Genomic DNA, 24,135 nt, shown 5'->3' on the forward strand with positions numbered 1-24,135 from the left:
ATAAAAGGAAAAATTTAAATTCCAAAAAGCGAAATTAATAATTTAAGATAGAGATTTTACAACAAAAATTATTTTTTAAAATTTTTCTGTGAGCCATTCTTGTTTTCCATAATACCGGCTTCATAGTTCAGTTTCTCGTTAACTATTTGCTTATATGTGAGATCTTAAAGCTATAAACTTTTTATTATATTGATTTTAGTGTAAACTCTCAATTTCCAAGAAATCTATTTCATTCAAATACTCATATTTATTGGAGTCCTCACGTTTGTGACTATTGACCAAAAAATGAGAGTAAACATGTACACGTTAGCCTCAAGTCAAGTAGTAAGGTATGCAATAATAATAGCAGCAGCTTCCCTACCATTAATCCTTGCAGCACTACATGTAACACACGCTGAAGAATCAATAGCACCAGGTACTGTTTAGATACGTTAAATTCTTTTTAGAATTTTGAAGATACTATTTTTATATGTTCTCACCACTTATTATATTGAGTATGATCGATTCTACTGTTATACAAAAACTTACGAAATTATTGCATTACGTTCAGAGGTTTGGTGATCATAATTACGAGTTACTGGGTGAGTTAACTGGGATAGAAAACGTTGGGAATGTCTTATCTAATCTTAAAGTATTGGTTATTCCGTCTCCCAAACTTGATTCTCTAGGATTATCGCTCTTTCATACTACTATTAAGTTGACAAGGAATTCTAAGGTCCAACCTTTAGATTTCTATTACCTACTTGACGGCATGGTGGTTGCGTCATTGAGGGATGTTTTGACTAGTGATACTATAGTTTTGGATGTTGTGTTTCCTAGGGGTAGGTGGGATTTTGTTCAAATTTTAGAAATGATGAGTAGGGGGGGATTAATTGATAATTATAAGACTTACTTGGAGTATAGGAGGGAGGTTTATCCAGTTGATTATTCAACTTTTAATTTCGATACTTTGACTTTTGAAAGGGTTATACTGGATAAGCCTAGAGAACCTTTCCAATTGCCGGATCTTACTGACGATTTTAAGCCGGACTGGATTGACGTTTATACACTTGGAAAAAAGCAAGCGAATCCTTTGAGGTCGTGGGATGAGATAGCAGAATCTATAGGTGTAACAGCAGATGAAGTGGTAGATCATTATTTTAATCACGTTGTTGGTAAGGGTTTGGTGGATGCGTTTTACACTTATTTAGGTAAGACGGACTTTAGAATGACGTTGATCGTAAACGATACTAGTGAGGAGATTGCTAGGGAGTTGAGTAGGATTGTTACACTTCTAAGAATATCTTATTTACATAACGATAAAATATACGCATTTATTGTTGGGCAAAGACATACATTGATAGATATCATGGAGTTCATTAATAAACTATCCTCAGCATACCATTTTTCATATGAAATTTACGTCCATCCAATTACGCCTTTAAGGGATTTCGTTAGAACGTATTCAATACCTTACGAACACTTCACAAAGGACAATAAGTGGTCAATTACGCTTAAAGAGTTAAAGGAGAACTTTGAGAAGGAATTGAGTAGAGTATTAGAAGAAAGGAAAAACACCTAAAAAATGCTATGGTAGTATATATTTACCACCGAAAACTTCGCGCATCAAAGGCTGGGAAAAGTCAAAATAGAAGAAAGTATTAATATAAAGAAGAAGTTGGAGTTAGCAATCTTTTTATTTGACTAAAATTATATCATAATATGACTGATCTGCAATCTCTTTACGATAAGTTCAGATACCCTTACGTGGAGGTTAGGAGACATATCGTATCGACGTTTGGGATGTCTTTTCTTAATGGCAGATTAATGGGATCTTTTAGGTTTACAGATGATGGCTATTCAGTTAGGTATTACAAGGATGGCGTGTTATATTTTGCTTCATCAAATAATCCCAATGATCTACTGAGCAGCAACAAGGAGTATAAGATAGAGGGGTGGGAGAGCGGTTTAGATAATACTGAACCTAAGGAGGGTAGTTATGAGGTTAAAGAGGGTAAACCTTTTGATCTCATGTCAGTTGACGAGAAGATAAGCTTCTTCAAGAACCTATACGAGGCTGTAAAGGACTTCCGTTCAGTCAAAAGCGTTTCATTTTTCTATGACGAAAGTATTGAGGAGAAGGAGATTATTGTCAATGGTTCACGTATAGTTGGAAGGGTTCCTAGGCTTTACGTAGGAATGAACTTAGTCCTTAACGAGAACAATAGGACGGCTACTGCGTTTTACGAACTTGGAGGAAGTGGTGGGCTGGAAGTATTAGAGAGGATGAATTTGAATGAGGTCGTAGTGGACAAGGTTAGATCTGTTACTGAGGTCTTGGCTAAGGGTAAGAGCTTTGGTGAGCGGACTACTGATGTAGTTTTGAGTAATATGTTAACAAGTATAATGGCTCATGAATCTGTTGGGCATCCATTTGAGGCCGATAGAGTTTTGGGTAGGGAATTCGCCCAGGCTGGTTTGAGTTATCTAGCCGAATTGAAGGATAATAGGATAGGTAGCGATGTCGTTACTGTTATAGATGATCCTACAATACCGAACAGTGGCGGTTATTACACAACAGACGATGAGGGTGTTGAAGCTAGACCTAAATACTTAATTAAGGATGGTAAGGTTAACGAATATTTACAAAATAGGTTTAGTAGTAGTAAATTTAACGTTAAGAGTAATGGCTCGGCCAGGGCTGCGAATTTCGATAGGGAACCTTTAATTAGGATGTCTAATACTTTCTTTAAACCTGGTAACATGACCTTTGATGAGCTTTTGGAAGACGTCAAGGAAGGCGTTTATATAAAGAGTTACATGGAGTGGAATATTGATGATATGAGACTAGGTCAACGATATGTTGGGTTGGAAGCTTATGAGATTAAGAAAGGAAAGATTGGTGATCCAGTGCTATTCCCGGTTTTTCAAGGGAAGACTACTGAATTGTTAAAGGCAGTTGATGCAGTTGACAATACTTTAGTATTTTATCCGGGTACTTGTGGCAAGGGTGATCCGGATCAAGGTATACCCGTTTGGCTAGGTGGGCCTAATATGAGATTGAGAAATGTTAGGATTAAGGTGATGGGAAATGAATGAGGATATGGTAAAATACGTGCAAGAAGTAAAGGGAGAAGAAGTAGGACTATTGAGAGTGAAGACAAGGAGGATAATCACTAAGCTAGTTGAGAGTAAGGTAGCTACAATACAGAGAATGACTAACAGCTACTATTTCCTAGCGTTAAAGAAGGATAGCCAGGGGTTCTTGGGTAGGATAAGTAATTTAAATGACAAACCTAAACTAACCCCAGTAGACTTCTTTCCTATTATGAGTAAAAATGAGCGAGAATACAAAATGGTTAGGAATAACACTAACATTATGTCATTATTTGACGATTTATCACCTCTTCTATCTCTCATAGAGTCGGAATATCCCCTTTACGGTATAATATCAATAGATGATACGGAAAGATCCTTGGTTACATCTAAGGGATTTAACGGAACGGAAAACAATCAGAGCTTAAGCGGTTACTTTAGGGTAAAGAATAAGGAACATAGTGGACAATGGGCTTTCTCGTCAACTAATTTCTCCCCATCTCAAGTTAAGGATAGTATAAAGAAGGCTAATGAGTTGGCATCAATTACTGGTAAATACGAGATTTCTGAAGGTAAATATGACGTGATTCTCTCTCCTTTAGTAATGGGTAATTTAATGGAGAGCGTTGCGAGGATGGCTTCCGGCTACGCTATAATGTCTGGGATGTCGATGTTGAAGCCTGGAGAAAAAGCGGGATCAGACAAGTTTACCTTATTAGATACTCCTAAGGAGGATAGACCTAACTCGTGGGGATTTGATGATGAAGGTACGTTTACCTATAACAAGGCTATAATAGAGAATGGTGTATTTACAACTCCTTTACTAAATAACGAACTATCCACTGTCTTAAAATTACCTAGTACCGGGAATGCGGGATGGATATATCCAACAGCGTGGAATTTAGAGGTTAAGGAGGGTGATACTAGTTTTGAATCACTGCTTTCCGGTAATGTAGTTTTCATAAACAATGTATGGTATACCAGATTCCAAAACTATGCTGAGGGCGATTTCTCAACAGTTGCTAGAGATGCCACTGTAGTTTATAGGAACGGTAATCCTGTTGGAGTAGTGGGCAGAGTAAGGATCGCTGATAATTTGAAGAAGATTTTAAAGAATATAGTACAGTTATCTAGAGAAAGGTACTCTGTGAGATGGTGGGACGCCCCAATGCAAGGGATTTACCCATACGCTTTGGTCAAGGATGTTAGACTAAGTGTAGCGTGATGAGCCGTGTTTCAGCCGATCTGTGACGATAGCCCTTCGGCTGAGCAATTTTTTATTTTATAATTACTAATTTTTTATCTGTGAATGAAGAGGAGTATAGGTTAAAGTTAAGGGAATGGATAAAAAATAACGCTCCAGAGTCGTTAAAGGGAAGAAAAATTCTATTTGAGACAGTAGAGTTTGATGATTATAATGAGTTAAGGTCTTGGCAAAGGAAATTGGCTGATGCCGGATATTTAGGAATAACTTGGCCTAAGAAATATGGTGGACAAGGTTTAGATCCAATTTACGAAGTGATTGCCTATGAGGAATTCATAAGGGCAGGATTACCATATGGCAGAAGCTTAGGTTCAATTGGCTTGATGGTAGTAGCTCCTGCAATTTTAAAGCATGGAAATGAAGAGCAGAAAAGAAAGTATCTACCTAGAATATTAAGAGCTGAGGATATATGGTGCCAAGGTTTTTCTGAACCTCAAGCCGGTTCAGATTTGGCTTCAGCGAATACTAGGGCTGAGGATAAGGGTGATTACTTTTTAGTGAATGGGCAGAAGATTTGGAGTAGTTATGCTCACATTGCCGATTATATGATATTATTAGCGAGAACTGGTGAGGATAAGTATAAGGGCTTAACAATGTTCATACTTAACATGAAGCAAGAGGGAATCAGAGTATCCCCCATAAGTCAACTAACGGGAAAGAGTGACTTTAACACGGTGTATTTCAACAATGTAAAGGTTCCTAAGGAGAACATTATAGGTAACGTGGGTGATGGTTGGAAGGTTGCAATGACAGTTTTAAATCATGAGAGGTTCATGTTGGGAGTTACAATGTTATTTACGTCGAAGATAGCTCTAGAGAGTTTGAAAGGCATAAGGGAGAGAGAGGAGTTGGAGGATGAGGTTGAAGGTCTAGAGGCATTTTATAGGAGAATTTTAGTAAAGCTAAGGAGAGGAGAGGATATAGACGTAGAGAGTTCTATGTTGAAGCTCTTGGCATCAGAATTATTGCAGAGGATATATGAGATTGCAGAGGCAAATTATGATTTGGAGACGGTAATGAAAGAGAAGTGGTATTTAGGTATGCTAGCTTCTAGGGGTAGAACAATAGCTGGTGGTACTTCAGAGATTCTTAGAAATGTCATAGGTGAGAGAGCTCTTAAACTTCCGAAATAATTATATTGCGTTTCTCTTTTCTTATAATATGTTCTTCGAAGATTTTCAAGTCGGCCAAAAGTGGGAGAGTAAGGGAAGGACTATAACTGATGCAGATGTTGTAATTTTTACTGGAATAACTGGTGCACTCAATCCACTTTTTTTAGATGAGGAGTACGGTAAAAAGACCAGATTTAAGGGTAGAATAATACCAGGTTTGTTGTCGGCTTCAATTGCAGTCGGCTTAACTTATCAATTACCTTCAGATCCTTTTGGTGAGGGTTTTGTAGCTCTAACTAAATTAGAGATGGATGCTAAGAAACCGGTAAAAATAGGAGATACATTAAGGACAGTGGTTGAGGTTACTGACAAAAAGGAGAGAGAGAAGGATGGTAGGGTGTATTTGACAATAAGGACGCTAAATCAATTAGGAGAGGAAGTAATGACGTTAAAAATGGAAATATTGTGCAGTAAGAGAAGTTAAAGAATGAATGAAAAGATAAAAGAACAAGTTAAGCTTTTGTTATAACTCGTCACATTCAAATCATTTATGATTAATAAGATTTGCATATAGAGAAAATTATCCTTAAACGTACTATGTTATAACTGGCTTATTCTCGTTTGTTTTGATCCACATGAAGGATCAAAATTACATAAAATTGATTCGTAGTATGGATCAAACTTATTAACATTTAACCATAAATTTTCTTAGTGCATAGGGAATTAGTGTTAAAGGCCTTAATAGACTGGAATTTCTGGTATAAGAACCAATTTATTGGTGTTGAAAGAGATTATTCTAATCAATTGTTAAGTTTATTAGGTAAGGGGTTTGCGATATCAGTTATTGGTGTAAAAAGATCTGGGAAGTCAACAATTATTAATCAGATTGTTAAGAAATTGATTGACAAGGGAGAAGATCCATTCAATACTTTAATAGTCAACTTTGAGGACTCCCGCTTTGGCGACATAAGGACTGCTAACGATCTGTTTTCATTATATGAATTGTACAAGGAGATAAGAAAGAAAAAAGATAGCAGACCTTACATCTTTCTAGATGAAATTCAGAAGGTCAAGGGATGGGAGGGATTTGTTAGATCATTAGTAGATAGAAAAGAAGCTAATGTAGTTATTTCTGGTTCAACGGCATCGGTAAATAACAAGAATGTTAGAGAAGTATTAGCTGGTAGGGGTTTGGGCTTCATTGAATTTTCATGAATTTGTATCCAATTCTCAGCCCTTGGGCTTCACCAGAGTCACGGGGAAACCCGTTACCCCTCCGCCCCTTTAGCGGGATAACCCCAACCCACATCCGCGGAATATCACGGATGTGGGGAAACCCGCACATCTTGAGGTAAATATTCAATGATGCATTCAATTGCCTATCCAGAGTGAACCCGCACCTCTCGCAATGAAAAGTCCTGCCGACCTTTCGGGAAACCCATCCACATCTGGGGCAGGACTTGGAAGTGAGGTGTGGGTTAACCTCCTTAACGAAAGAACCGTAAAGGAGAGCCTTGTACTTTAAGACGCGGTGTATAGTCCTCCATACAGTCCTCGAAACCTTCTTAGATAGCTTATCATCAGCGTCTTGGAACATTGACTGCTTATTCAATTTTTCAACAGCAAACATAGTGAGAGGATACATTCCCAACAGTTTGTTCACAAACTTGTGAACATAATCAAGCACGCGGTTCCTTTCACGGTGGGAGTACTTCCTCAACAATACCTTCCCCTTCCTACCGTGTTTAGAAGCGAAGGACTGTATTTTACTCCTCTTCAACTCCATACCGAACTTCAAACTATACAACTCCTTGATTGAGAAAGTGATGAATTTCTCCCCATCGTAAGCGTCTAATGTGTAAAGGTTACTATCAATAGATAGAAAGTCAAGGGGAGTAAACCAAGGTAACTTATAACGAAATGGTAGGTGAACTCTATCCTCCTTAATTATTGGCTCACCCAACTCAAGTCCTTTAACCTTTCGTGAAAACCATTTGTGAGACCAAGAGAAGGTGACGTATTCGTAAGGTCTTACAGTAATCCTAACGCTCTCACCCTCAACTTTCCTAAGAGTAGACTTAACCCTAACGTAAACCTTCTTCAATCTAGGTTTCCTTAATGACGCTTGTCCTTTTTCAGCCCTCCTCCTCCAACTCCCCAAGATTGAGTAAGCGTCATTTATTGCTTTGTCCACGTAGTGGGAAGCTAACTTGTTAATCTTTTCAAGCTCGTTTCTCAACGCCTTGTACACTTCCTTTTTCTTAGGCAGGGTTATTTTGATCTTAGTGGCTTTCTTACCTTTCACTTCTTTTCTCTCAACTTTTACCCTCTCCCATAACCAGTCTAAAGCTTTCTGTAATAGGACTCTGTAGTTTTCTAATAATACTCTGCTCTCCTCCTTCTTATCGTTCTTCAGAGAGTACGTTAGGTAAACGTATTCCTCCTCCGGTTGGAATGATTTAAGCCTTAAGCTCTTCGACACATTTCTTCACCTTCTCATATTTATGGCTCCTCATACCATACAACTTTCCGCTAAATGATACCAGTATAGAGATCAAATCTTCGATTAGTTCCTGCTCTGGTGTTTTGTCCTCCTTATTTAATACCACGAGCTCGCAGTTGTGTGCTTTGCATGCCTCCTCTATTATTTCAAAGCCGAACCTAACTAGTCTGTCTGGGTAGGCTATGACAACTTTCGATACTTCGTTGTTTAGTATCATTCTCAATAGCTTGAGGAATCCTTTTCTCTTCATGTTCAACCCAGAACCAATGTCTGTTATTACTTGGTCGTAGTCCTTAACGTTCTCCTCCAGGTATTTTACTTGGTTTATTAAGTCGTCTTTCTGTGTGTTTGATGATACCCTAGCGTATAATACTACTTTCCTCTTCCTAACAATCCCCATGAGTCTTTCGACATCCTCTTCTTTAAACCTCCATTTTCCACTCTGTAGTATCACGGGTTTTATGTAACCCTTCTTAACATAGCTCTGTAGTGTGCGGTATGATATTCCTAAGCGTTGGCACACTTCCTTAGGTTTAAGCATTATAGTTAAACTTACATACAAAGTATATAAACTTCACGGTTTATCGAAAACTGTTGGCGACGGCTAGTCTCAACTTTATAACAGTTTGGTACCAAACTAACTTATGAGGTTAAGCCTATTCTCAGTCCTAGCAACTTTCCTACTTTCAGCATACGCGATGTATTCAATTACCTTCGTGGTTGAAGGAATTTCAAAGGTGTTTCAAGTAAGTATTTCGACAGTAGTTTTCGCAATAACTTTATCCTGGATAGGTGGAGCAATAGGAGGTTTCATTTTCGGAATAATTGCCGACAAGGTAGGAAGAAAGAAGGCCTTGCTCTTGTCAATATTCCTCTACTCCTTTCCAACAATAGGAGTACTTTACAACTAATATTTACGAGCTTTACGTACTTTGGTTCCTCGTAGGCATGGGAGTTAACGGAGAGAACGGAATAAGTTACGCAATAGTAGCTGAATTGAGGTTCACAAACTTGAGAGGTTTTGCTGGAGGGTTAATGCAAGGCTTATATGCAATAGGCTCATTATTGGGAGCAGTTACTTCGGCTTTCATTATTTCCTGCTGGAGGGATATATTCCTATTTGCAGGAGGATTTTCATTACTTTCTTTCCTCTTTTGGATATGGATACCGGAAGAAAAGTTTACTAGGAAAATTAAGATGAGAGTTTCAGAAATATTCTCCTCATCAGTAATAAGAATAACTGTGCTGGGTTCAATAATTTCTCTTGCTTCGTTCCTTTATTTAATTCCGGCCTTCAGTTTAATGCCTACAGCGCTTCAGCAATTAAATATTTCGTCTTACGATCTAATCATAGCCTTTGCAGACCTAATTTCTACAATAGTTTACGGAATTTCCGGTTATTTATCTGACGTAAAAGGAAGAAGAATAACGGCGTTGTATTTCTCAATAGGTGCGATAATTTCTTCCGTCCTTTTCCTATTCTTCGTGAGAGAAATTTTTCCGGTGTTCTTAGTATATGCATTTTCAGCCTTCTTTGCATTCTTCGGAGTTTGGATTAGCGAACTTTATCCAATGCATGTTAGGGCAACTGGGGCAAATTTTACCTTATTGATAGGTAGGTTAATAGGAGGAGGTTTCGGAACTTTTATAGTTTCTTTAATTCCTCTGCAATTAAACGTCAGCTTAAGTCTAGATTTAATAATAACTGCAATAGTTGCAACTATTGGAATCTCATTAATGAGATGAAATCTATTACGCCCTATTTTTCAATAAATTTTAACATTAATTTTTAATTATCTGGTATAAGAAAAGCTCATGAGACTTTGGTCAATTCATCCAAAGTATCTTGACACTCAAGGACTTTTAGGCTTATGGAGAGAAGGATTACTTGCTCAAAAAGTTCTCCTAGGAGAAACAAGGGGATATAAAAACCATCCTCAGCTAATAAGGTTTAAGAGAACGAGCGATCCCGATCCTGTCCTTTATATTGGAACTTATCTTTATTACGTTTACCTAGAAGGAGTGAGGAGAGGGTACTCCTTTAATAAGGAGAAAATAGTTAAATACGACCTAACCTTGAGGATGCCTGTGACTGAAGGTCAAATCAATTACGAATTCCACCACTTGTTAGAAAAGTTGAAAATCAGAAACCCTAAAATGTACGCAGAGTTACTCCAAGTTAAAATAATAGAGGTAAACCCTATATTCTTCGTCATTAAAGGTGATGTAGAGGAATGGGAAAAAGTTAGCATTTTTAATACGGCGTAATGCAATATAATACCATGAAGAAGTTTAAGTACTTTACAATCTCTGATCTAGCCTTAGGAACTTGGAAAATGGGTGGAGGTTTCTGGACTCCAAGTTACGAAAACGACGAAAGAGATGTGAACGCAATAAAGAAGGCTATAGAGCTGGGAATTACGACTATTGACACTGCAGAAATGTACGGCGGAGGTCATGCAGAAGAATTAGTTGGCAAAGCGATAAAGGACTTCAAAAGGGACGACATTTTTATTATAACTAAAGTTTGGCCAAACCACGCAAAGTACGAGGACGTAATAAAGTCAGCAAAGGCAAGTAGTTCAAGGCTAGGAACTTTCATAGACCTTTACTTACTTCACTGGCCTTCTTCCTCGGTACCAATATGTGAAACGATGAGTGCATTTGAAAAACTTGTGGAAGACGGAATCGTAAAGTTCATTGGTTTAAGCAATTTTAAACCAGAAGGTATACAAAAGGCCAACGAATGCCTTAAGAAGTACGAGGTAACTGCAATTGAAAACCATTACAGCTTATTGGATAGGAGCGATGAAGATACTCTGGAGTATGCGAAAAAGAACGAGATTGCTTATTTTTCCTATACACCGTTGGAAAAAGGAAGAATATCAGAAATTAAGATACTAAACGAAATTGCTAGAAAATACAATAAAACACCAACTCAAATTGCTTTAAATTGGTATATATCCATTGACGTTATGATTCCCATAGTTAAGGCAAGTAATATAAAGCATTTAGAAGAGAACGCCGGAGCAATGGGGTGGAAATTAAGTAAGGAAGATTGGGAAGCAATAGCTAAAGCTTAAGTAGTTGCAAACGAAGTGACGTTATAACTTTAATACTTCTCGTGATAATATTTTATTGAAGATGTGGGGGGAGTTGTCTGGTGGATGCCAGGCGACAATGATCCCCAAGTTTTATTATTTTTATTATTATCAGTTATTTTATTCATGATAGTCATAGATGACGCTGGAGATCTAGGTAAGGGCATTTAGTATTAGAAGTTTTTCCTTTCTCCTTCAAGGAATTCCTGAGGTTCAAAAACATCAAGTTTTCAACGGAACTGGATATAATAGCCAAAGAAAATGAGATAAAAACACTATTTTCAGATTACTTAAAGTATGGAGGATTTCCGCTAGTAGTATCTAACGATAATGAGAGAGACAAGGAGAAAATACTGTTACAATTGTATGAAGACATAATGCTCAAAGACGTAATTAGTGAATGCAATATAAGGAATGAGGAAGAGGCTAAGTTTTTAGCCTTATTTTACATCTCAAATGCAGGAAATAAGGTACGTTATAGAAAAATCTCTTACTCTTTAAATATTCCCTTGACTAATGTTCTGAGATTCACTGAGTGTATGCAAAACGCTTATTTGATTTTCTTCATGAAAGCCTTAAGCCCAAAGCTGAGCGAAATGGTAAGATACGATAGAAAGGTGTATAGTATCGATAATGGTATTTCTAATGTTTTAGGATATAGGCTAAATCAGAACGTTGGTAGCTTGTTTGAAAATCTAATATTCCTAGAGCTCTTGAGGAGATATGGAATTAACAATATCTTTTATTATAAGGGGAGAAGAGGCGAAGTAGACTTCGTCGTGAAAGTAAAGGATGAAATAAGGGAAATATATCAGGTAACTTATGAGCTAAGTGATATAGAGAGGGAAATAAAAGGTATTGAGGAGTTTCTAAAGATTAGAAAGACAAAGGCTTACATTATAACTTTTGATAAAGAGGGAGAGATAGAACTTAACGATAACGTGGTGAAAGTAGTTAAAGCTTGGAAATGGCTATTGATGGAATAACTTCTCTAACAACACAACCCTCTTCAGATGAAGATGTAAGTCTAGGTCTGCAGTAAATCCTATTCCTCCGTGAGATTGAATTGAGTTAAGAATCGTTTTGAAAGCTTTCTTATACGCGTGTTTAAATATTCTTATCGGATCTGTTGGATTAGCCAAATACCTAGACCTAACCAATTCTATTCCTAAAGCATCGTCGACAATCCTATGTTTTATTGCTTGGTAAGATCCAATTGGCTTACCAAATGCAATCCTATTTTTAGAATACTCAACAGTCTCCTTAAGCACGGCTGTTGCATGACCTATAATTTGAGCCGAGGCAAGTAAAATCACTTTATTAAAATCAACATCTGATTGTCTCCACTTGCCTTCATTTATCTTATAAGCTCTCACTGAAGGATCTGGTGACTCTATTTCTTCAACACTTACATCATTTTTATTTGAAATCCCCTTTGGTGTAACAATGACTTCAGCCTTATCAACTTCAGCAACATAATTAACACCAACACTTACGGGATAATCAACCCCTAACATTGAGCTAAAAGCAATTATTCCCGGCAATAAGTTCTCACCTATAATCTCGTTTATCAACAAGGCATTTGTTAGGCTGGTTTCTTTAATAAATTGGAAGATACCTAAATCCTTAACCTTGCTGAACGTTTCCATAATTTTATCTCTACTAACCTCATGTTTCTTAGCTCCATACTTACTCCATTCTCTGATTAAGAACTCACCAAATGAGTTTTTAACCAGTTCTAAGTCCTCATTCGTCTCAACATCTAAAATCAATTAACCTTCACCACAATTTATGATTAAGAATAAAGGTTTAAATTACTATACTAAAAAGTTAGGAGAACTAACACCGTGTGAAACGTGAACCATTGATGGATTAAAAATACCTTAACGAAACTTAGAGGAATCTCAAAAACTTTCATAATAGATAATTAGTTAGTTAATAGCTAATATAAATAGCGTCAGATTTTTCAGCAAGGAAAGTATTTCGAACCCTACTAATTTAATTTTTCTCTTACGTCCATTTAAATGATGGCAAAGTGGTTTGAGAAGAGTGAGAGAGAAAGGGTGGTAGCACTTCTTCTTTTCAATAAAGGCTACTATCCTGAGGCATGTTTTCACAGTCATATGGCTGTTGAACTTAAATTTAAGGGACTTTTAGTTCAACAAACTGGTGCTGTACTTTATACTCACTCGTTGAAGCGCCTTTTACAAGAGCTTGAAAAAATTAAAGACATAAAAGTGAGCAATGAGATATTAGATTGTGCAAATTATCTTACGATGCTATATACAGGCTCTAGATATCCAGAGGAAAGCCTTATTGACTTGGGCAAAGAAGAGGGTGAGAAGTGTGTCAAATGCATGGAAAAATTACTCTCTCTATTCTGACCTAATGGAGATTTACAAGGAAGAGGAAACGGAGGCTAAGGAATACATATCGTCGATTTGTAGAAAAGAATACACTGTTATCCTCTTTGGCTCTAGGGCTAGGGGTGACAACAAGGTTTACAGTGATTGGGATATCTTAGTTATAGGGAAAGAGAAACCCCCATTACCACCTTCATCAGTGGATTTACATTATGTTAACGTTGATGAAATTGAGGAGAAGATTATGGAGTTCAATACGATTTTTATTGACGCCTTTTACGAGGGTAAGCTTCTGTGCGATAATCTTTCGACGTATCAAAAAATAAGAGGGAAAGTGTTAGAGAGAATCAAGGGATATAAAAAGACCAGAGAAGGATGGTTTAGAGAAAACGATTAGTGTTTTGTTAGGGGGATCTCGAAATATTTAAGAACTTCAGCTTTTATCTTTGTAACCATTCATATAACTCCTTAAAATCCCTTACCACAATATCCGGTTCATAACCTAATGGGTCAACTGGCATATTTCTCCTATTAACGTATATGCTCTTCATTCCACCATTCTTAGCACCAATAACATCAAATGGATTTGATGAGACCAGATAAGCCTCTCCATTAACTGCCTCAAGGAAGTATTTGTAGACCTTAGGTGAGGGTTTATATTCCTTTACCCTTTCTGCGCTAAATATTCCTTTAAAATAGCTAGACAAACCATTAAGTTTTAAAAGTTCCTCTATAGCCTTAGTCGTACCATTTGATAAAATGTAAATATCAGATATTGTGGAGATGTCCTTTAAATAGATTGCATCTTGATGTGCTCTTAGATTTCTCCACTTATTCAATTCTTCCTCTATTTTATCCTCTCCTAGGATGTAGCTTATTGCCATTTTGGTTATCTCATCGAAATCCACATATCTTCCCATTATGGTTAATAGCCAAGTATACTCTAGCTGTTTCCTTCTCATTTCTTGTGAAATTCCTGATAGATCCAAAATTGTACCGTACAAGTCAAATGCCAAAATTTTCTTTTCTTTTCCCATATATTTTTTAATGCTCTTATGTATATAAGCAATTGTAAAGATTCCGTACGTTATTACACCATTAAGTCGTACTAACTTTCGGGAATCTCGTTAGTGTTAGATTTAATAAAATGGGATTTACGTGCTCTGGAGGACTTCTTATAATTTGTTTTGAATGTTATGTATTCCATAGTCTATTCGAAGGATAAAATTTCTTTAAACGAGATCTATTTAAATAGAGAATATTAGAGATAATCTGAATATTATTTTATAACTAAATATCAAACAATATGATGACTCTTTGAAAGCAACTCCAAAATCGGCTAATTAGAAACTTATTTTACACTTTCTAATAGTTCTACCGACAATAAACTTTCCATAGGGTAGCTCAAGCACTGCACCGTATTTCCTTATCTCATTGCTCCACTTTTCTAATTCCTCGTAAACGTTAATTTCATCGTATGTAACACAAAATGCTATAGATACTCCCATTAAAACAGTTCCTAGAGTTAGATTATTTTTGAATTCCTTCTTTGTCATTATAACGGTATCCAGATAAATATTTGTATCTTTAACGAATCTCAATCTAGCATCACTAAAATTCAATTCCTTTGCTTCATCCTTTACAATAATTAATACATCCAAATCCGAGTCCTTCTTATATTTACCTATAACTCTACTTCCAAAGAATACTATCGCAAGTACTCCGTTTCTTCTTAACAAAAAGGTGGCTTTTCTAAATAACTCCATGTTTTCTAAGATAATTCTCTGCAATGCTGATCACCTCATCAGAATAGTTTATTCCTTGCCTACACATTTCCTCAGTCACAAATTCCTCTGGAGTAGTTATATTATTTCCGTTAAAAAATGGATATCTAGACATGTTCCATGCACCAGAAAGGTAATCTAATGCATTCAAAACTACATCTAATTCGTTTCCAAGATCTTGTAAATTATTCGAAGCATCCGCTATGATGTCGTGTTCTTTCTTATATATTAATTTTACTTCTAACATAGCTTTCACGCTTTTTTCGACAGATTGTTGAGAGTAAAAGAAACATTCAAGGTAGTCTTTAAGTTGTAAGGCCCTTTTAGCCCTAATATTATCTTTTTTTGCTATATTTAAGAAGGCTTTAGCATATTCTCTAAACTTAGGGGGAATCACAAGTAACTTCTAAAGTGATAGAATAAATCTTTTGAGAAATCCTTCGTATCGACAATATCAGATCTTAGGGCTAATCTCCTTTTTAATGATTTATAGAAATTTAGTAGAGATGATATTTTAAATTTTTCTGTTATATCCTTTTTTATCTCTAAAATGACTTTCTGAAAAGGAGCTATGTCTATCGTGTTTTCCTTACGTGTATTACGCAAGGAAGGTATTACTTTCAATTTATTGTATGATCGAAGGTGCCACTATTTCCACTGGAGTTTAGGTATTAGTATTAACTTGTTCGGTTAACTGGAGGTTAACTCGTCAAATTCACCTAATTCTTTTCCAGAAGTGTTTGAGTGCCTAAAATTAACGATATAACGTGAAACTACGCTCAATACCCCGTTCTGACTATTTCCTATGTATCTAGTAAAAATAGTAACATATGAGAGTAAAAACGTGAATTTCAAAAAATTATTTCTCTATATACTTAAAACGGAGTATTTGTCAAGAAATATTCTATTATACTCTCTATTTCCCAAATTTTACCCTAAAACTTAAGGGAGGTAGAGTCTAGACTCACGTTAAAGAATAAAATTATCTCATCATAATTTTTATTTGTTTTACGTAAATATGAAAAACATAAATAGTTAGAGTCTTAACTATTAATTATGAACTCAAGCAATCTAGCACTTCTAGTTCTCGTCTTCGGAACTTTGATGTCAGCAATTGATACCACGATAGTAGTTTTAGCGATCCCGTCGATAACTGAAGAACTTCACGCAGATCTATTCATTATGATCTGGGTAATAATTTTGTATTTACTAGTTATAGCAGTATTCACTACACAGTTGGGGAGGTTGGGCGACATATATGGAAGAGCGAAATTTTACAATTTGGGTTTCGCAATCTTCACGTTAGGTTCAGCGTTATGTGGAGCATCTCCCAATGCGATTTCATTGGTTGCATTTAGGGGAATTCAAGGTATTGGTGCGGCAATGATGCAAGCCAACGCTGGGGCAATAATAGCAGATATTTTCCCTCCAAATAGAAGAGGGAGGGCTTATGGATATACTGCAATTGGTTGGAATGCTGGGGCAACATTGGGTATAGTGCTAGGCGGATTTATTACTACCTTTATTGGATGGCGTTACATATTTTACATTAACGTACCGATAGGAATTATTGCACTTATCTTAGGTTTAAGGTACATTAAAACCTTAGAAACTAGGAAAGTTAAATTGGACATTGTTGGAATGATCACTCTACTAGTTGCATTGTCATCCATGGTTTATGGTGCAGTAGATATCGCTGGATATGGAATTAGAACTTTGAATATTGTCTTGATATCTCTAGGTCTAGTAATTTTGCTAACATTCTTCTGGTTAGAGAGAAAGCATGAGTTCCCAATAATTGACTTAAGGGCTTTTAAGGGAAATAGGGTCTTTACGTTTTCGTTGCTCGCGTCTTTCTTACAAAGTACTGGTTATTTAGCTACAGCGTTTATTATAATAATGTATTTACAAGGCATAAGGGGATTATCTCCTCTTAATGCATCCCTTCTTCTCGTTCCCGGTTATGTCTTAGCCAGTCTAGTAGCTCCATTTACTGGCAGAGTATCTGATAAGATTGGTGCTAGAATCCCTGCTACTATAGGAGTTGGTTTAATGCTAATTGCTGTCTTAATTTACCTCACTCTCTCCTTGAATACGCCTCTTTATATTGTGATATTGACTTCTACAATCGGAGGCTTAGGATCTTCGTTGTTTTTCCCGGCTAATAATAGTGCAATTATGGCTAATGCACCTAAGGGATTTTATGGTGGTGCCTCTGGACTAGCAAGAACATTAGCCAACTTAGGGAGTATAATCAGTTATACAATAGCTATTAGCATATCATCTATTGTTGTTCCTAGATATGTGGCCTTTGAGGTTTTCCTTGGGACTTCAAATTTAATAGGTGGTGTTGCTTCAGCATTTCTTACCGGGTTGAAGGCGGCATTTTACGTTTCCTTAGTGATATTAGCATTAGCGTTAGTGCTATCTGCAATTAGAGGAAAAGAGGTTAGGGCACAAGTTGCGAAAGGTAGTTAATTTATTAATTTCCAACGTCGATAATATATTATACTAAAAGAGATTCCTTATATAAGGTCTTCTACTAATGTGAGCAACATTATATTCATAGATTATCGAATATAATCAAGAAGAAATATTCTCCTTCATCTTCTTCTTAATATTGTAATTACAGATATTATGGCTACTGTTGCTATCATGATTCCTAACACATAATATCCAGTTAGTGTTGTACTCTGACTATTGTTCACGGGTTTATAGTTTAAGGCTACTATGTCGAACATTGCTGATGACCATGTTAACGGTGAAGTTGTAGGTAAGGGATATGCATATTTAGGATCTATAGCTTCTGGTAAAAGGCCATGTTGCGAGTGATCGTACGCCCAATTCATTAAATTAAGAGCTTCATTGTATTTACCTAACTCTTCTAAGTATAAAGCCTCAAATAGTGTGGTTATTATCCATGGAGGTCCTGGCGAAGTGGCATCGTAGAGCGATTGAGAGTAATGATACATATCATTAGGAAATCTAGCTAGTCCACCAGTCGTAAGAAGCGTTTTGTTTACAATCTCGAAGTTTGAAACGGAATAGTTGGATGTAGGCGGAAGATAGCCTAAATTAATAGGTAACAAAGTGGCGGAATCTACTGATGGAGGTTCCGGAGACAGTATTGTCTCGCTTTTCCCTCCTTCAAATACAACTGAAACTCCTAAAGCTGAGGCGAAATAGTTATCATTCCAGAAATTCCCTATGATGCTTTGATTTAATTCCTTCTCGTAATATAGAATTGTGGTATAATTACTAAAGTTCAATGCCCTATATATCTCGGCTACACTCTTTAATCCAAGATCATTAATAGCTTCAGTCCAAAAGTGATAGACCTCTCTGTCTTCCCACACGCTTAAGTCTTGGGGCAGTAAATGATATTTCGACTCGTTAATCATTTCAATTTGATATTTCACAGATTTATATATCGTAGTTAAGATTTGCTTGAGAAAAGTTACATTACCGGTAAGGTTATAATATTGATAGACGCCCATTTCATATAATCCTATTCCATCAAGTTCCGGTATTCCAAACGTGGTGTCAAGTTGACCATCATAGAAATTATATCTAGTATACCAGACCCCCGGCTTTAATTGACCAGCATTACTCAACCATAGCCAAAACTTCAAAGCGGAGTTATAGTGCCCAGCTAATTGTAATGCCATTGCACTAAAAGCAGAATCCCTTACCCAAGAATAAAGATAAATTGGAGAAGGCGAAGCAGCAAACGTCCCTAAATATGGGTTTTGGTCATCTTTAATTAGTAGTAGTGAGAGATAGTACTCTTTCAATAAATTGGTTGGTAACCCTGTTGGTAACTTAGATGAATTAAGCCACTTTCCTATCTTCATATCGTTTAATTTAGCCAACCCCGATATGTTAAAATTAGGCTGAGCACCAACACTTAGCTCCACAAACCACTTTCCCTTATAAACGATTATCTTTTCTGTATTGTTCTGAATAATGTAACTAGCGTTAGTTGAAATGTAAATTACTGGAATAGTGTATATTCTTACTAAAGAACTATTCACATGCAATATTGTAGTATTAGTTTTAACGTAAATTGAAGTTGATGAGTTAGTGTTGAACAAGATAAGGATATATGGTGTATTTGGGGGTGTAAGTATAGAAATATTTCCATTAGTGCTTATCAGATTAATAGTATTGTTAAGGTTTAAATAAGCGGAAGTCGTTAGGACATCAAAGTTCACAGTGAGGTTAACTATACCGTATTTTCCTACGTAAAGGTTTCTTATTGATGTATTATAAAGAGGGAATCCGTTAAGTTGAGGGTTTGGTATTGGTATACCAGTTACAACCCAAATTGACTGATTTACCCAATTGTTTAATAGCAAATACGATGGTGAGCTGTATTGAGATGAAGGCGTAGCAGAGATTGTTAAAAGTGGACTTGTAAGGAATAAAAACATAATAAAAATGGTAAAAAATTCCTTTCTCACTTCTTCTTCACTTTCTTGTATTGCTCAAGTAGGTTTCTTTCGCTTGAAGCATCAAAGAGTACTACCTTACTAGTATCAATGGATATTCTTACTTTTTCTCCCCTTTCTCGTCTAGATAGTGATTTCTCTATGACTCTAATGGTAGTTTCCTCATTAATCTTTAAGTGAATTATACTATATGGTCCTAGATCCTCTACCATTTCAACCATTCCCTCTATTTCTCCGTCATCACGTATCTCTATATCTTCTGGTCTTACTCCTACAAGAACTTTTTGACCACTTTTCACTAGATTTTTGTATTCTTCCGGTAATGCTACTCTATAGTTGTCTATTATTATCGAGTCACCCTCTATTTCACCCCTTATAATATTCATGGGGGGATTTCCTAGGAAGCTCCCTACCCAGGCACTATTTGGTCTCTTGTAAATTTCCATCGGATCACCATAAGCTTGTACTACACCATTGTGAAGTATTGCCACTTTTGTCGCCAGGCTTAAAGCCTCAACTTGATCGTGTGTAACGTAAATTATAGTAGGATTAAGATCACGTTGTAGTTGTTTGAGCTCTTCTCTAGCCACTACCCTAACTTGTGCATCTAAATTAGATAAAGGTTCATCCATTAGTATTATATCAGCTTCCTTTACTAATGCCCTTGCAATAGCAACCCTTTGCATTTGGCCTCCGCTTAATTGGCTAGGTTTTCTCTCTAGCAAATTGTCTATTCTTAACATTTTAGCTACTTCCAATACCCTTTTCCTTATCTCCTCTTTTGACGAGTGCATTACTCTTAACGGGAACGCGATATTATCGTAAACTGACATAAAGGGGTATATTGCGTAGTTTTGAGGCACCATCGCTACTCTTCTATCTTTAGGAGGTAAATCATCAACAAGTTCTCCTCTCAAATAGACGTGTCCCTTGTCTTGTCTTAATAATCCAGCTATAATCTTCAAAATTGTAGTTTTTCCTTCTCCAGTTGGCCCTAAGATTACTACAAATTCGCCCTTTTCTATCTCTAAATTCAGTCCCCTAAGAACTTGTACTTTCCTTTTCTTCTCCTCATACTCCTTCCAAATATCCTCCAATTTAACATAATCCATCATTGCTTCACCCCTGCTAGATTACTATATGCACGAGTCATCATTCTTTGCGAAACAATGAATAATGCCATTAACGGTATCCCCATTATAACTGCTCCAGCTGCAAATATATTATATGCTGGAGCGCTTGCTTGATTTAGCAAACCAGCCATATAATATAGCCCTATTGTTGCAGTCCACTCTTTTACATTGGGAAGGAGAAACGAATACGCTAATGCGAAATCCAAGTATGTTCCACTAAAGCCTAATAGTGCCGTTAAAGCCACTACTGGTAATGCTAATCTCATCACTATTCTTAAAAATGCCCCAAATCTAGATAGGCCATCAATCATCGCTATCTCTTCATAAGATGCTGGTATCGAATCGATGCTTAACTTTGCAATGAAAGCTGCAAAAATTGATGTTCCCGGAGTATAAGCTAGAATTAGACCTATGTAGTTAAGCAAATGGAACTTAGCAAATAATAGATATAAAGGTACTGCAGAAGCTGTATATGGGAAAAACGTAACAATATAGATAAACGTTGCCAAAATTTTCTTAGCGGGCACATTAAGCCTGGATAGAGCATATCCAGTTATTAAGGCTAATAGAACTGATATGATGGCTGTAGAACCGGCTAATATTAAACTATTTCTAATCCATAACGGGAAGGAACCTCCATATAAGTTTGTAGTAAATAAGTATTCGTAGGCTGTGAAGTAAATGTGTTTAGGTAATAAGTCTGATACAGCCAATGAAATCAAGTTTGGAGCATTACTAAATGAGGTAACGAAGACATAATATAGCGGGAATATGGAAAAAGCAGCCATTATTATTAATACTGCATACGAGATGACTAATCTTAGGATTTTAAATAACCTATATTTTTTTATCTGCATCATGTGGATCACCTCATGTAAACGAATCTAAAATTCTCGTGTATTTGATAACTATTATTCCTAAAACTATTACAAAAATAGTTGATATTATTGACCAAGCAGCTGCTAAAGCGAAATTATTGTAACTAAATGCCTCTTGATAGGCATAAACTATAAATGTCTCAGTCGAAATCCCTGGACCTCCACCAGTTAAGACGTAAATCGGATAGAAATTATTCCAAGTAAATACGAAGCTGGTTATGAATACGAAGGCAATAGTCCTCTTAAGAGAGGGTAACGTTATGGTAAAGAATTTAGTGAAGGCGTTAGCTCCATCCAAATCTGCTATATCGTATAATTCTCTAGGTATACTCTGTAAGGCTGAGTAGAATACTGTCATAAAATATGGGAAGGAAAGCCAGTCATTAGTCGCTATTAACTCTATCCAAGCATCAGTGGTTGAAGTCAAAGAGTTCACTCTAGGTAGATGGAGTAATGGCAAGACTAGTCTATTCATCATTCCGTAAGGGTCGACCCACAATCCTTGCCATATTAGAATTGATATGAAACCTGGAAAAGCCCAAGGTAATATTAATATAGCGTAAAAAATTGACCTTCCCTTAAGGTCTGTTTGATTTAGAATTAAGGCTAATACAAAACCTAACGTCATCATGGTTAATAAACTACCTATAGTCCAGATTAACGTATTTTTTAACAACTCTAAGAAATACCCATATTGAAATATTATGAGATAGTTCCTCAATCCCACATAGCTGTAGGTTAAGAAGTGTAACAAGCTTAGATTAGTAAATGAAATATAAACTGAATAGAGTAATGGAAACACGAAGAGGAAAAGTATCATAATAACTATGGGCAAAATATAAAAAAGAGAAAATAACTTCTCTTTTTTCATTTCTTAGTTCACCATCTTTTTTTAGGACTAATTACCACAACCATTGGTGTTAATATCACTGAGATTAACGCTAGCACATATTGGAATGGAGGAAGTATGGGTAAAGGTATTAGTGCAGACATTAGACCGTTTTGTACAAGAGCCTGGATAAAAGCTTGCTCCATTCCTTGTACTGCTTGAGTCGAATTTATCTTATTAGCGAAAAACTCACTAGCGTATTGATGGAACGAGTTCCAATAGTACGCCATTTGAGGTATGTTGGGGAATTGTTGACCATATTGGGCTTGTTCTAAAATGCCCTCCATTATTTGATTAAGGTATGTTGGTTTTAACATTCCTTCCTTTAATTGGGATAGAGCCTCATTATAGGCTTGTAAATTAGCTGGTATGTCATGTGCAACTTCCCATAATCTCAAATCAGCCTGATAGTTAGTGAAATAGAGAACGAATATTAGCGCTGCCTTTATTTGCAATTGTGTAGCGCCACTTGCTTGAGGTGAAGCTATTAGAAAGCCAGTAGAACCAATAAATGGTGCAGCTCTTAATCCAGTCTGACTAACTAATGGTAATGGTGCGGCTCCTAAATTAGGTCCTAATACTTGGAGATATGCATTTAGATCCCAAGGACCATCAAATATTATAGCAGTTTGATTAGCAACAAATAACTGACCTTCAGCACCTCCAGCACCAGTAGAAGGAGCTAAGTAATTGACCTTAAGATTATAGGTTAAATTATACCAGAAGTTCAATGCGTTAACCATAGCAGTACTGTTTAAACTGGGAACGACCTTACCATTATTAGTAGCAAATATTTGCCCTTCAAATCCAGCAAACCATGCCGCAAATCTATATCCGTATTCATCACCAGCCCCATATGCTATTCCCCAAACATGATAAGTTTTGTTAACGCTTTCGGCTATTTGTACTAGTTGTTCAGTAGTGTTTGGAGGATACGGGACGAACTTCTTGTTGTAGAACATAACAATATAATTCACATTATCTGGTAGTCCGTACAAGGAGCTGTTTAATTCCCAATCTTTTATTGCAGTAGGTACATATAATGACGTAACGCTCTGAGGCAAATACTGTGATAAGTTTAGCACTAGTCCAGCGGCGAATAATGCGCCTCCAGAATCACTAGTGTCTCTATATACTATTGGAGCTTGTCCAGCCTTCGCAGCAGTCTCAAATTGGGAAGTACCAACTCCAACTCCATACGTTACTTGGACGTGAATCCATGGAAATGCTTGCTCGAATTGTGCTAGCGTCTCATTAAACGCTTGATTTTCGGACGTACTATAACTGTTCCATACTGTTATTGTAACTGGTGTAGAAGGCGCAGTTGAGAGACCAACTAACTGCATTAAAGCTTGAGGATTACTAGTATTTAAAACACTTGAGGTTGTTGTGGTTGATGTCACTGACGTAGATGTAGAGGAGGTAGTCGGCATTGGGGTTGATGAATGTTGACTACTTAAATATGCATAAATACCCCCTATGGCTATCACAATTACTACAACTATTATTACTGCTACTAGTGTCTTTGAAATTGCCTTATAATCTATCTTTTTTACTTTGCTACCCAAGCCGATTCACCTTA

At 36.5% G+C, this 24,135-nt stretch carries 25 protein-coding genes and 1 pseudogene; 15 read left to right on the forward strand and 11 right to left on the reverse strand.

Features of this window, described 5'->3' with window-relative positions; genetic code table 11:
• Positions 1 to 267: 267 nt before the first annotated feature.
• The 7 genes and pseudogenes from YN1551_RS17070 to YN1551_RS08770 all read left to right on the forward strand — a co-directional run.
• Complete coding sequence (locus YN1551_RS17070; RefSeq protein ID WP_012717559.1) at positions 268 to 426, forward strand: hypothetical protein; 159 nt, start codon at positions 268 to 270, stop codon at positions 424 to 426.
• A 43-nt stretch (positions 427 to 469) separates the two neighbouring features.
• Positions 470 to 1,561, forward strand: coding sequence for a hypothetical protein (locus YN1551_RS08745; protein ID WP_012717560.1), 1,092 nt, complete (start codon positions 470 to 472; stop codon positions 1,559 to 1,561).
• Positions 1,562 to 1,701: 140 nt separating this feature from the next.
• Complete coding sequence (locus tag YN1551_RS08750; protein ID WP_012717561.1) at positions 1,702 to 3,078, forward strand: TldD/PmbA family protein; 1,377 nt, start codon at positions 1,702 to 1,704, stop codon at positions 3,076 to 3,078.
• The gene (locus YN1551_RS08755; RefSeq protein ID WP_012717562.1) at positions 3,071 to 4,300 is read left to right on the forward strand and encodes a TldD/PmbA family protein; all 1,230 of its coding nucleotides are present in this window, start codon (positions 3,071 to 3,073) and stop codon (positions 4,298 to 4,300) included. The genes YN1551_RS08750 and YN1551_RS08755 overlap by 8 nt, the downstream gene beginning before the upstream one ends.
• Before the next feature lie 80 nt (positions 4,301 to 4,380).
• Positions 4,381 to 5,472: an acyl-CoA dehydrogenase family protein gene (locus tag YN1551_RS08760; protein ID WP_012717563.1), complete on the forward strand. Its 1,092-nt coding sequence runs from the start codon at positions 4,381 to 4,383 to the stop codon at positions 5,470 to 5,472.
• Positions 5,473 to 5,500: 28 nt separating this feature from the next.
• Positions 5,501 to 5,935: a MaoC family dehydratase gene (locus YN1551_RS08765; protein WP_012716047.1), complete on the forward strand. Its 435-nt coding sequence runs from the start codon at positions 5,501 to 5,503 to the stop codon at positions 5,933 to 5,935.
• 227 nt (positions 5,936 to 6,162) lie between these two features.
• A pseudogene (locus YN1551_RS08770) lies at positions 6,163 to 6,645 on the forward strand (AAA family ATPase); the annotation flags it as partial.
• 4 nt (positions 6,646 to 6,649) lie between these two features.
• Here YN1551_RS08770 and YN1551_RS08775 read toward each other — a convergent pair.
• Positions 6,650 to 7,933, reverse strand: coding sequence for an RNA-guided endonuclease InsQ/TnpB family protein (locus YN1551_RS08775; protein ID WP_012717564.1), 1,284 nt, complete (start codon positions 7,931 to 7,933; stop codon positions 6,650 to 6,652).
• Positions 7,911 to 8,495 carry an IS607-like element ISSis5 family transposase gene (locus YN1551_RS08780; RefSeq protein WP_012717565.1) on the reverse strand — a complete coding sequence of 195 codons (585 nt, stop codon included), beginning with the start codon at positions 8,493 to 8,495 and terminating at the stop codon, positions 7,911 to 7,913. The genes YN1551_RS08775 and YN1551_RS08780 overlap by 23 nt, the downstream gene beginning before the upstream one ends.
• Positions 8,496 to 8,598: 103 nt before the next feature.
• Here YN1551_RS08780 and YN1551_RS15505 point away from each other — a divergent pair, with 103 nt between their 5' ends.
• The 5 genes from YN1551_RS15505 (at position 8,599) to YN1551_RS08800 (ending at position 12,041) form a co-directional block, all read left to right on the forward strand.
• Positions 8,599 to 8,865 (forward strand): MFS transporter, encoded by a 267-nt coding sequence (locus YN1551_RS15505; protein WP_012717566.1) that lies wholly within the window; start codon positions 8,599 to 8,601, stop codon positions 8,863 to 8,865.
• A gap of 37 nt (positions 8,866 to 8,902) precedes the next feature.
• Entirely contained in the window at positions 8,903 to 9,700 is a 798-nt protein-coding gene (locus YN1551_RS08785; protein WP_012717567.1) for an MFS transporter, read from the forward strand.
• A 69-nt stretch (positions 9,701 to 9,769) separates the two neighbouring features.
• Positions 9,770 to 10,222 carry a pyrimidine dimer DNA glycosylase/endonuclease V gene (locus tag YN1551_RS08790; protein WP_012717568.1) on the forward strand — a complete coding sequence of 151 codons (453 nt, stop codon included), beginning with the start codon at positions 9,770 to 9,772 and terminating at the stop codon, positions 10,220 to 10,222.
• 14 nt (positions 10,223 to 10,236) lie between these two features.
• Positions 10,237 to 11,037 (forward strand): aldo/keto reductase, encoded by an 801-nt coding sequence (locus YN1551_RS08795; RefSeq protein ID WP_048052313.1) that lies wholly within the window; start codon positions 10,237 to 10,239, stop codon positions 11,035 to 11,037.
• 380 nt (positions 11,038 to 11,417) lie between these two features.
• Positions 11,418 to 12,041: a DUF4143 domain-containing protein gene (locus tag YN1551_RS08800; RefSeq protein WP_012717570.1), complete on the forward strand. Its 624-nt coding sequence runs from the start codon at positions 11,418 to 11,420 to the stop codon at positions 12,039 to 12,041.
• Here YN1551_RS08800 and YN1551_RS08805 read toward each other — a convergent pair.
• Positions 12,027 to 12,827 (reverse strand): acyl-CoA dehydrogenase family protein, encoded by an 801-nt coding sequence (locus tag YN1551_RS08805; RefSeq protein ID WP_012713540.1) that lies wholly within the window; start codon positions 12,825 to 12,827, stop codon positions 12,027 to 12,029. The two genes, YN1551_RS08800 and YN1551_RS08805, sit on opposite strands and share 15 nt — an antisense overlap.
• 252 nt (positions 12,828 to 13,079) lie before the next feature.
• Here YN1551_RS08805 and YN1551_RS08810 point away from each other — a divergent pair, with 252 nt between their 5' ends.
• Positions 13,080 to 13,439, forward strand: coding sequence for a HEPN domain-containing protein (locus YN1551_RS08810; protein ID WP_012713539.1), 360 nt, complete (start codon positions 13,080 to 13,082; stop codon positions 13,437 to 13,439).
• Entirely contained in the window at positions 13,402 to 13,815 is a 414-nt protein-coding gene (locus YN1551_RS08815; RefSeq protein WP_012716045.1) for a nucleotidyltransferase domain-containing protein, read from the forward strand. Before YN1551_RS08810 ends, YN1551_RS08815 begins: the two co-directional genes overlap by 38 nt.
• A gap of 43 nt (positions 13,816 to 13,858) precedes the next feature.
• On the opposite strand, the gene YN1551_RS08820 is transcribed toward YN1551_RS08815, so the two are convergent.
• From YN1551_RS08820 to YN1551_RS08830, 3 genes are all read right to left on the reverse strand, one after another.
• Entirely contained in the window at positions 13,859 to 14,455 is a 597-nt protein-coding gene (locus YN1551_RS08820) for a haloacid dehalogenase type II (protein WP_012711097.1), read from the reverse strand.
• Between the two features lie 306 nt (positions 14,456 to 14,761).
• A complete protein-coding gene (locus YN1551_RS08825) occupies positions 14,762 to 15,208 on the reverse strand; it encodes a nucleotidyltransferase domain-containing protein (protein WP_012713536.1) in 447 nt (148 codons plus the stop codon).
• Positions 15,171 to 15,599, reverse strand: a complete 429-nt coding sequence (locus tag YN1551_RS08830) for a HEPN domain-containing protein (RefSeq protein ID WP_012717571.1) — start codon at positions 15,597 to 15,599, stop codon at positions 15,171 to 15,173. The genes YN1551_RS08825 and YN1551_RS08830 overlap by 38 nt, the downstream gene beginning before the upstream one ends.
• A 659-nt stretch (positions 15,600 to 16,258) precedes the next feature.
• Here YN1551_RS08830 and YN1551_RS08840 point away from each other — a divergent pair.
• A complete protein-coding gene (locus tag YN1551_RS08840) occupies positions 16,259 to 17,680 on the forward strand; it encodes an MFS transporter (RefSeq protein ID WP_012717572.1) in 1,422 nt (473 codons plus the stop codon).
• A 125-nt stretch (positions 17,681 to 17,805) separates the two neighbouring features.
• Here the strand turns inward: YN1551_RS08840 and YN1551_RS08845 are convergent, their stop codons facing one another.
• From YN1551_RS08845 to YN1551_RS08865, 5 genes are read right to left on the reverse strand one after another with little or no spacing between them, the layout of a single operon-like run.
• Positions 17,806 to 19,665, reverse strand: coding sequence for a glycoside hydrolase family 15 protein (locus tag YN1551_RS08845; RefSeq protein WP_012717573.1), 1,860 nt, complete (start codon positions 19,663 to 19,665; stop codon positions 17,806 to 17,808).
• Complete coding sequence (locus tag YN1551_RS08850; RefSeq protein WP_012717574.1) at positions 19,662 to 20,768, reverse strand: ABC transporter ATP-binding protein; 1,107 nt, start codon at positions 20,766 to 20,768, stop codon at positions 19,662 to 19,664. Before YN1551_RS08850 ends, YN1551_RS08845 begins: the two co-directional genes overlap by 4 nt.
• Positions 20,765 to 21,646 (reverse strand): sugar ABC transporter permease, encoded by an 882-nt coding sequence (locus tag YN1551_RS08855; protein WP_012713532.1) that lies wholly within the window; start codon positions 21,644 to 21,646, stop codon positions 20,765 to 20,767. Before YN1551_RS08855 ends, YN1551_RS08850 begins: the two co-directional genes overlap by 4 nt.
• A gap of 10 nt (positions 21,647 to 21,656) precedes the next feature.
• On the reverse strand, positions 21,657 to 22,535 hold the full coding sequence (locus YN1551_RS08860; protein WP_012717575.1) for a carbohydrate ABC transporter permease: 879 nt from the start codon (positions 22,533 to 22,535) through the stop codon (positions 21,657 to 21,659).
• Between the two features lie 8 nt (positions 22,536 to 22,543).
• On the reverse strand, positions 22,544 to 24,121 hold the full coding sequence (locus tag YN1551_RS08865; RefSeq protein WP_012717576.1) for an extracellular solute-binding protein: 1,578 nt from the start codon (positions 24,119 to 24,121) through the stop codon (positions 22,544 to 22,546).
• Positions 24,122 to 24,135 lie beyond the last annotated feature (14 nt).

It is taken from the genome of Sulfolobus islandicus Y.N.15.51 (assembly GCF_000022485.1).
GTDB classification, from domain to species: Archaea; Thermoproteota; Thermoprotei_A; order Sulfolobales; family Sulfolobaceae; genus Saccharolobus; species Saccharolobus islandicus.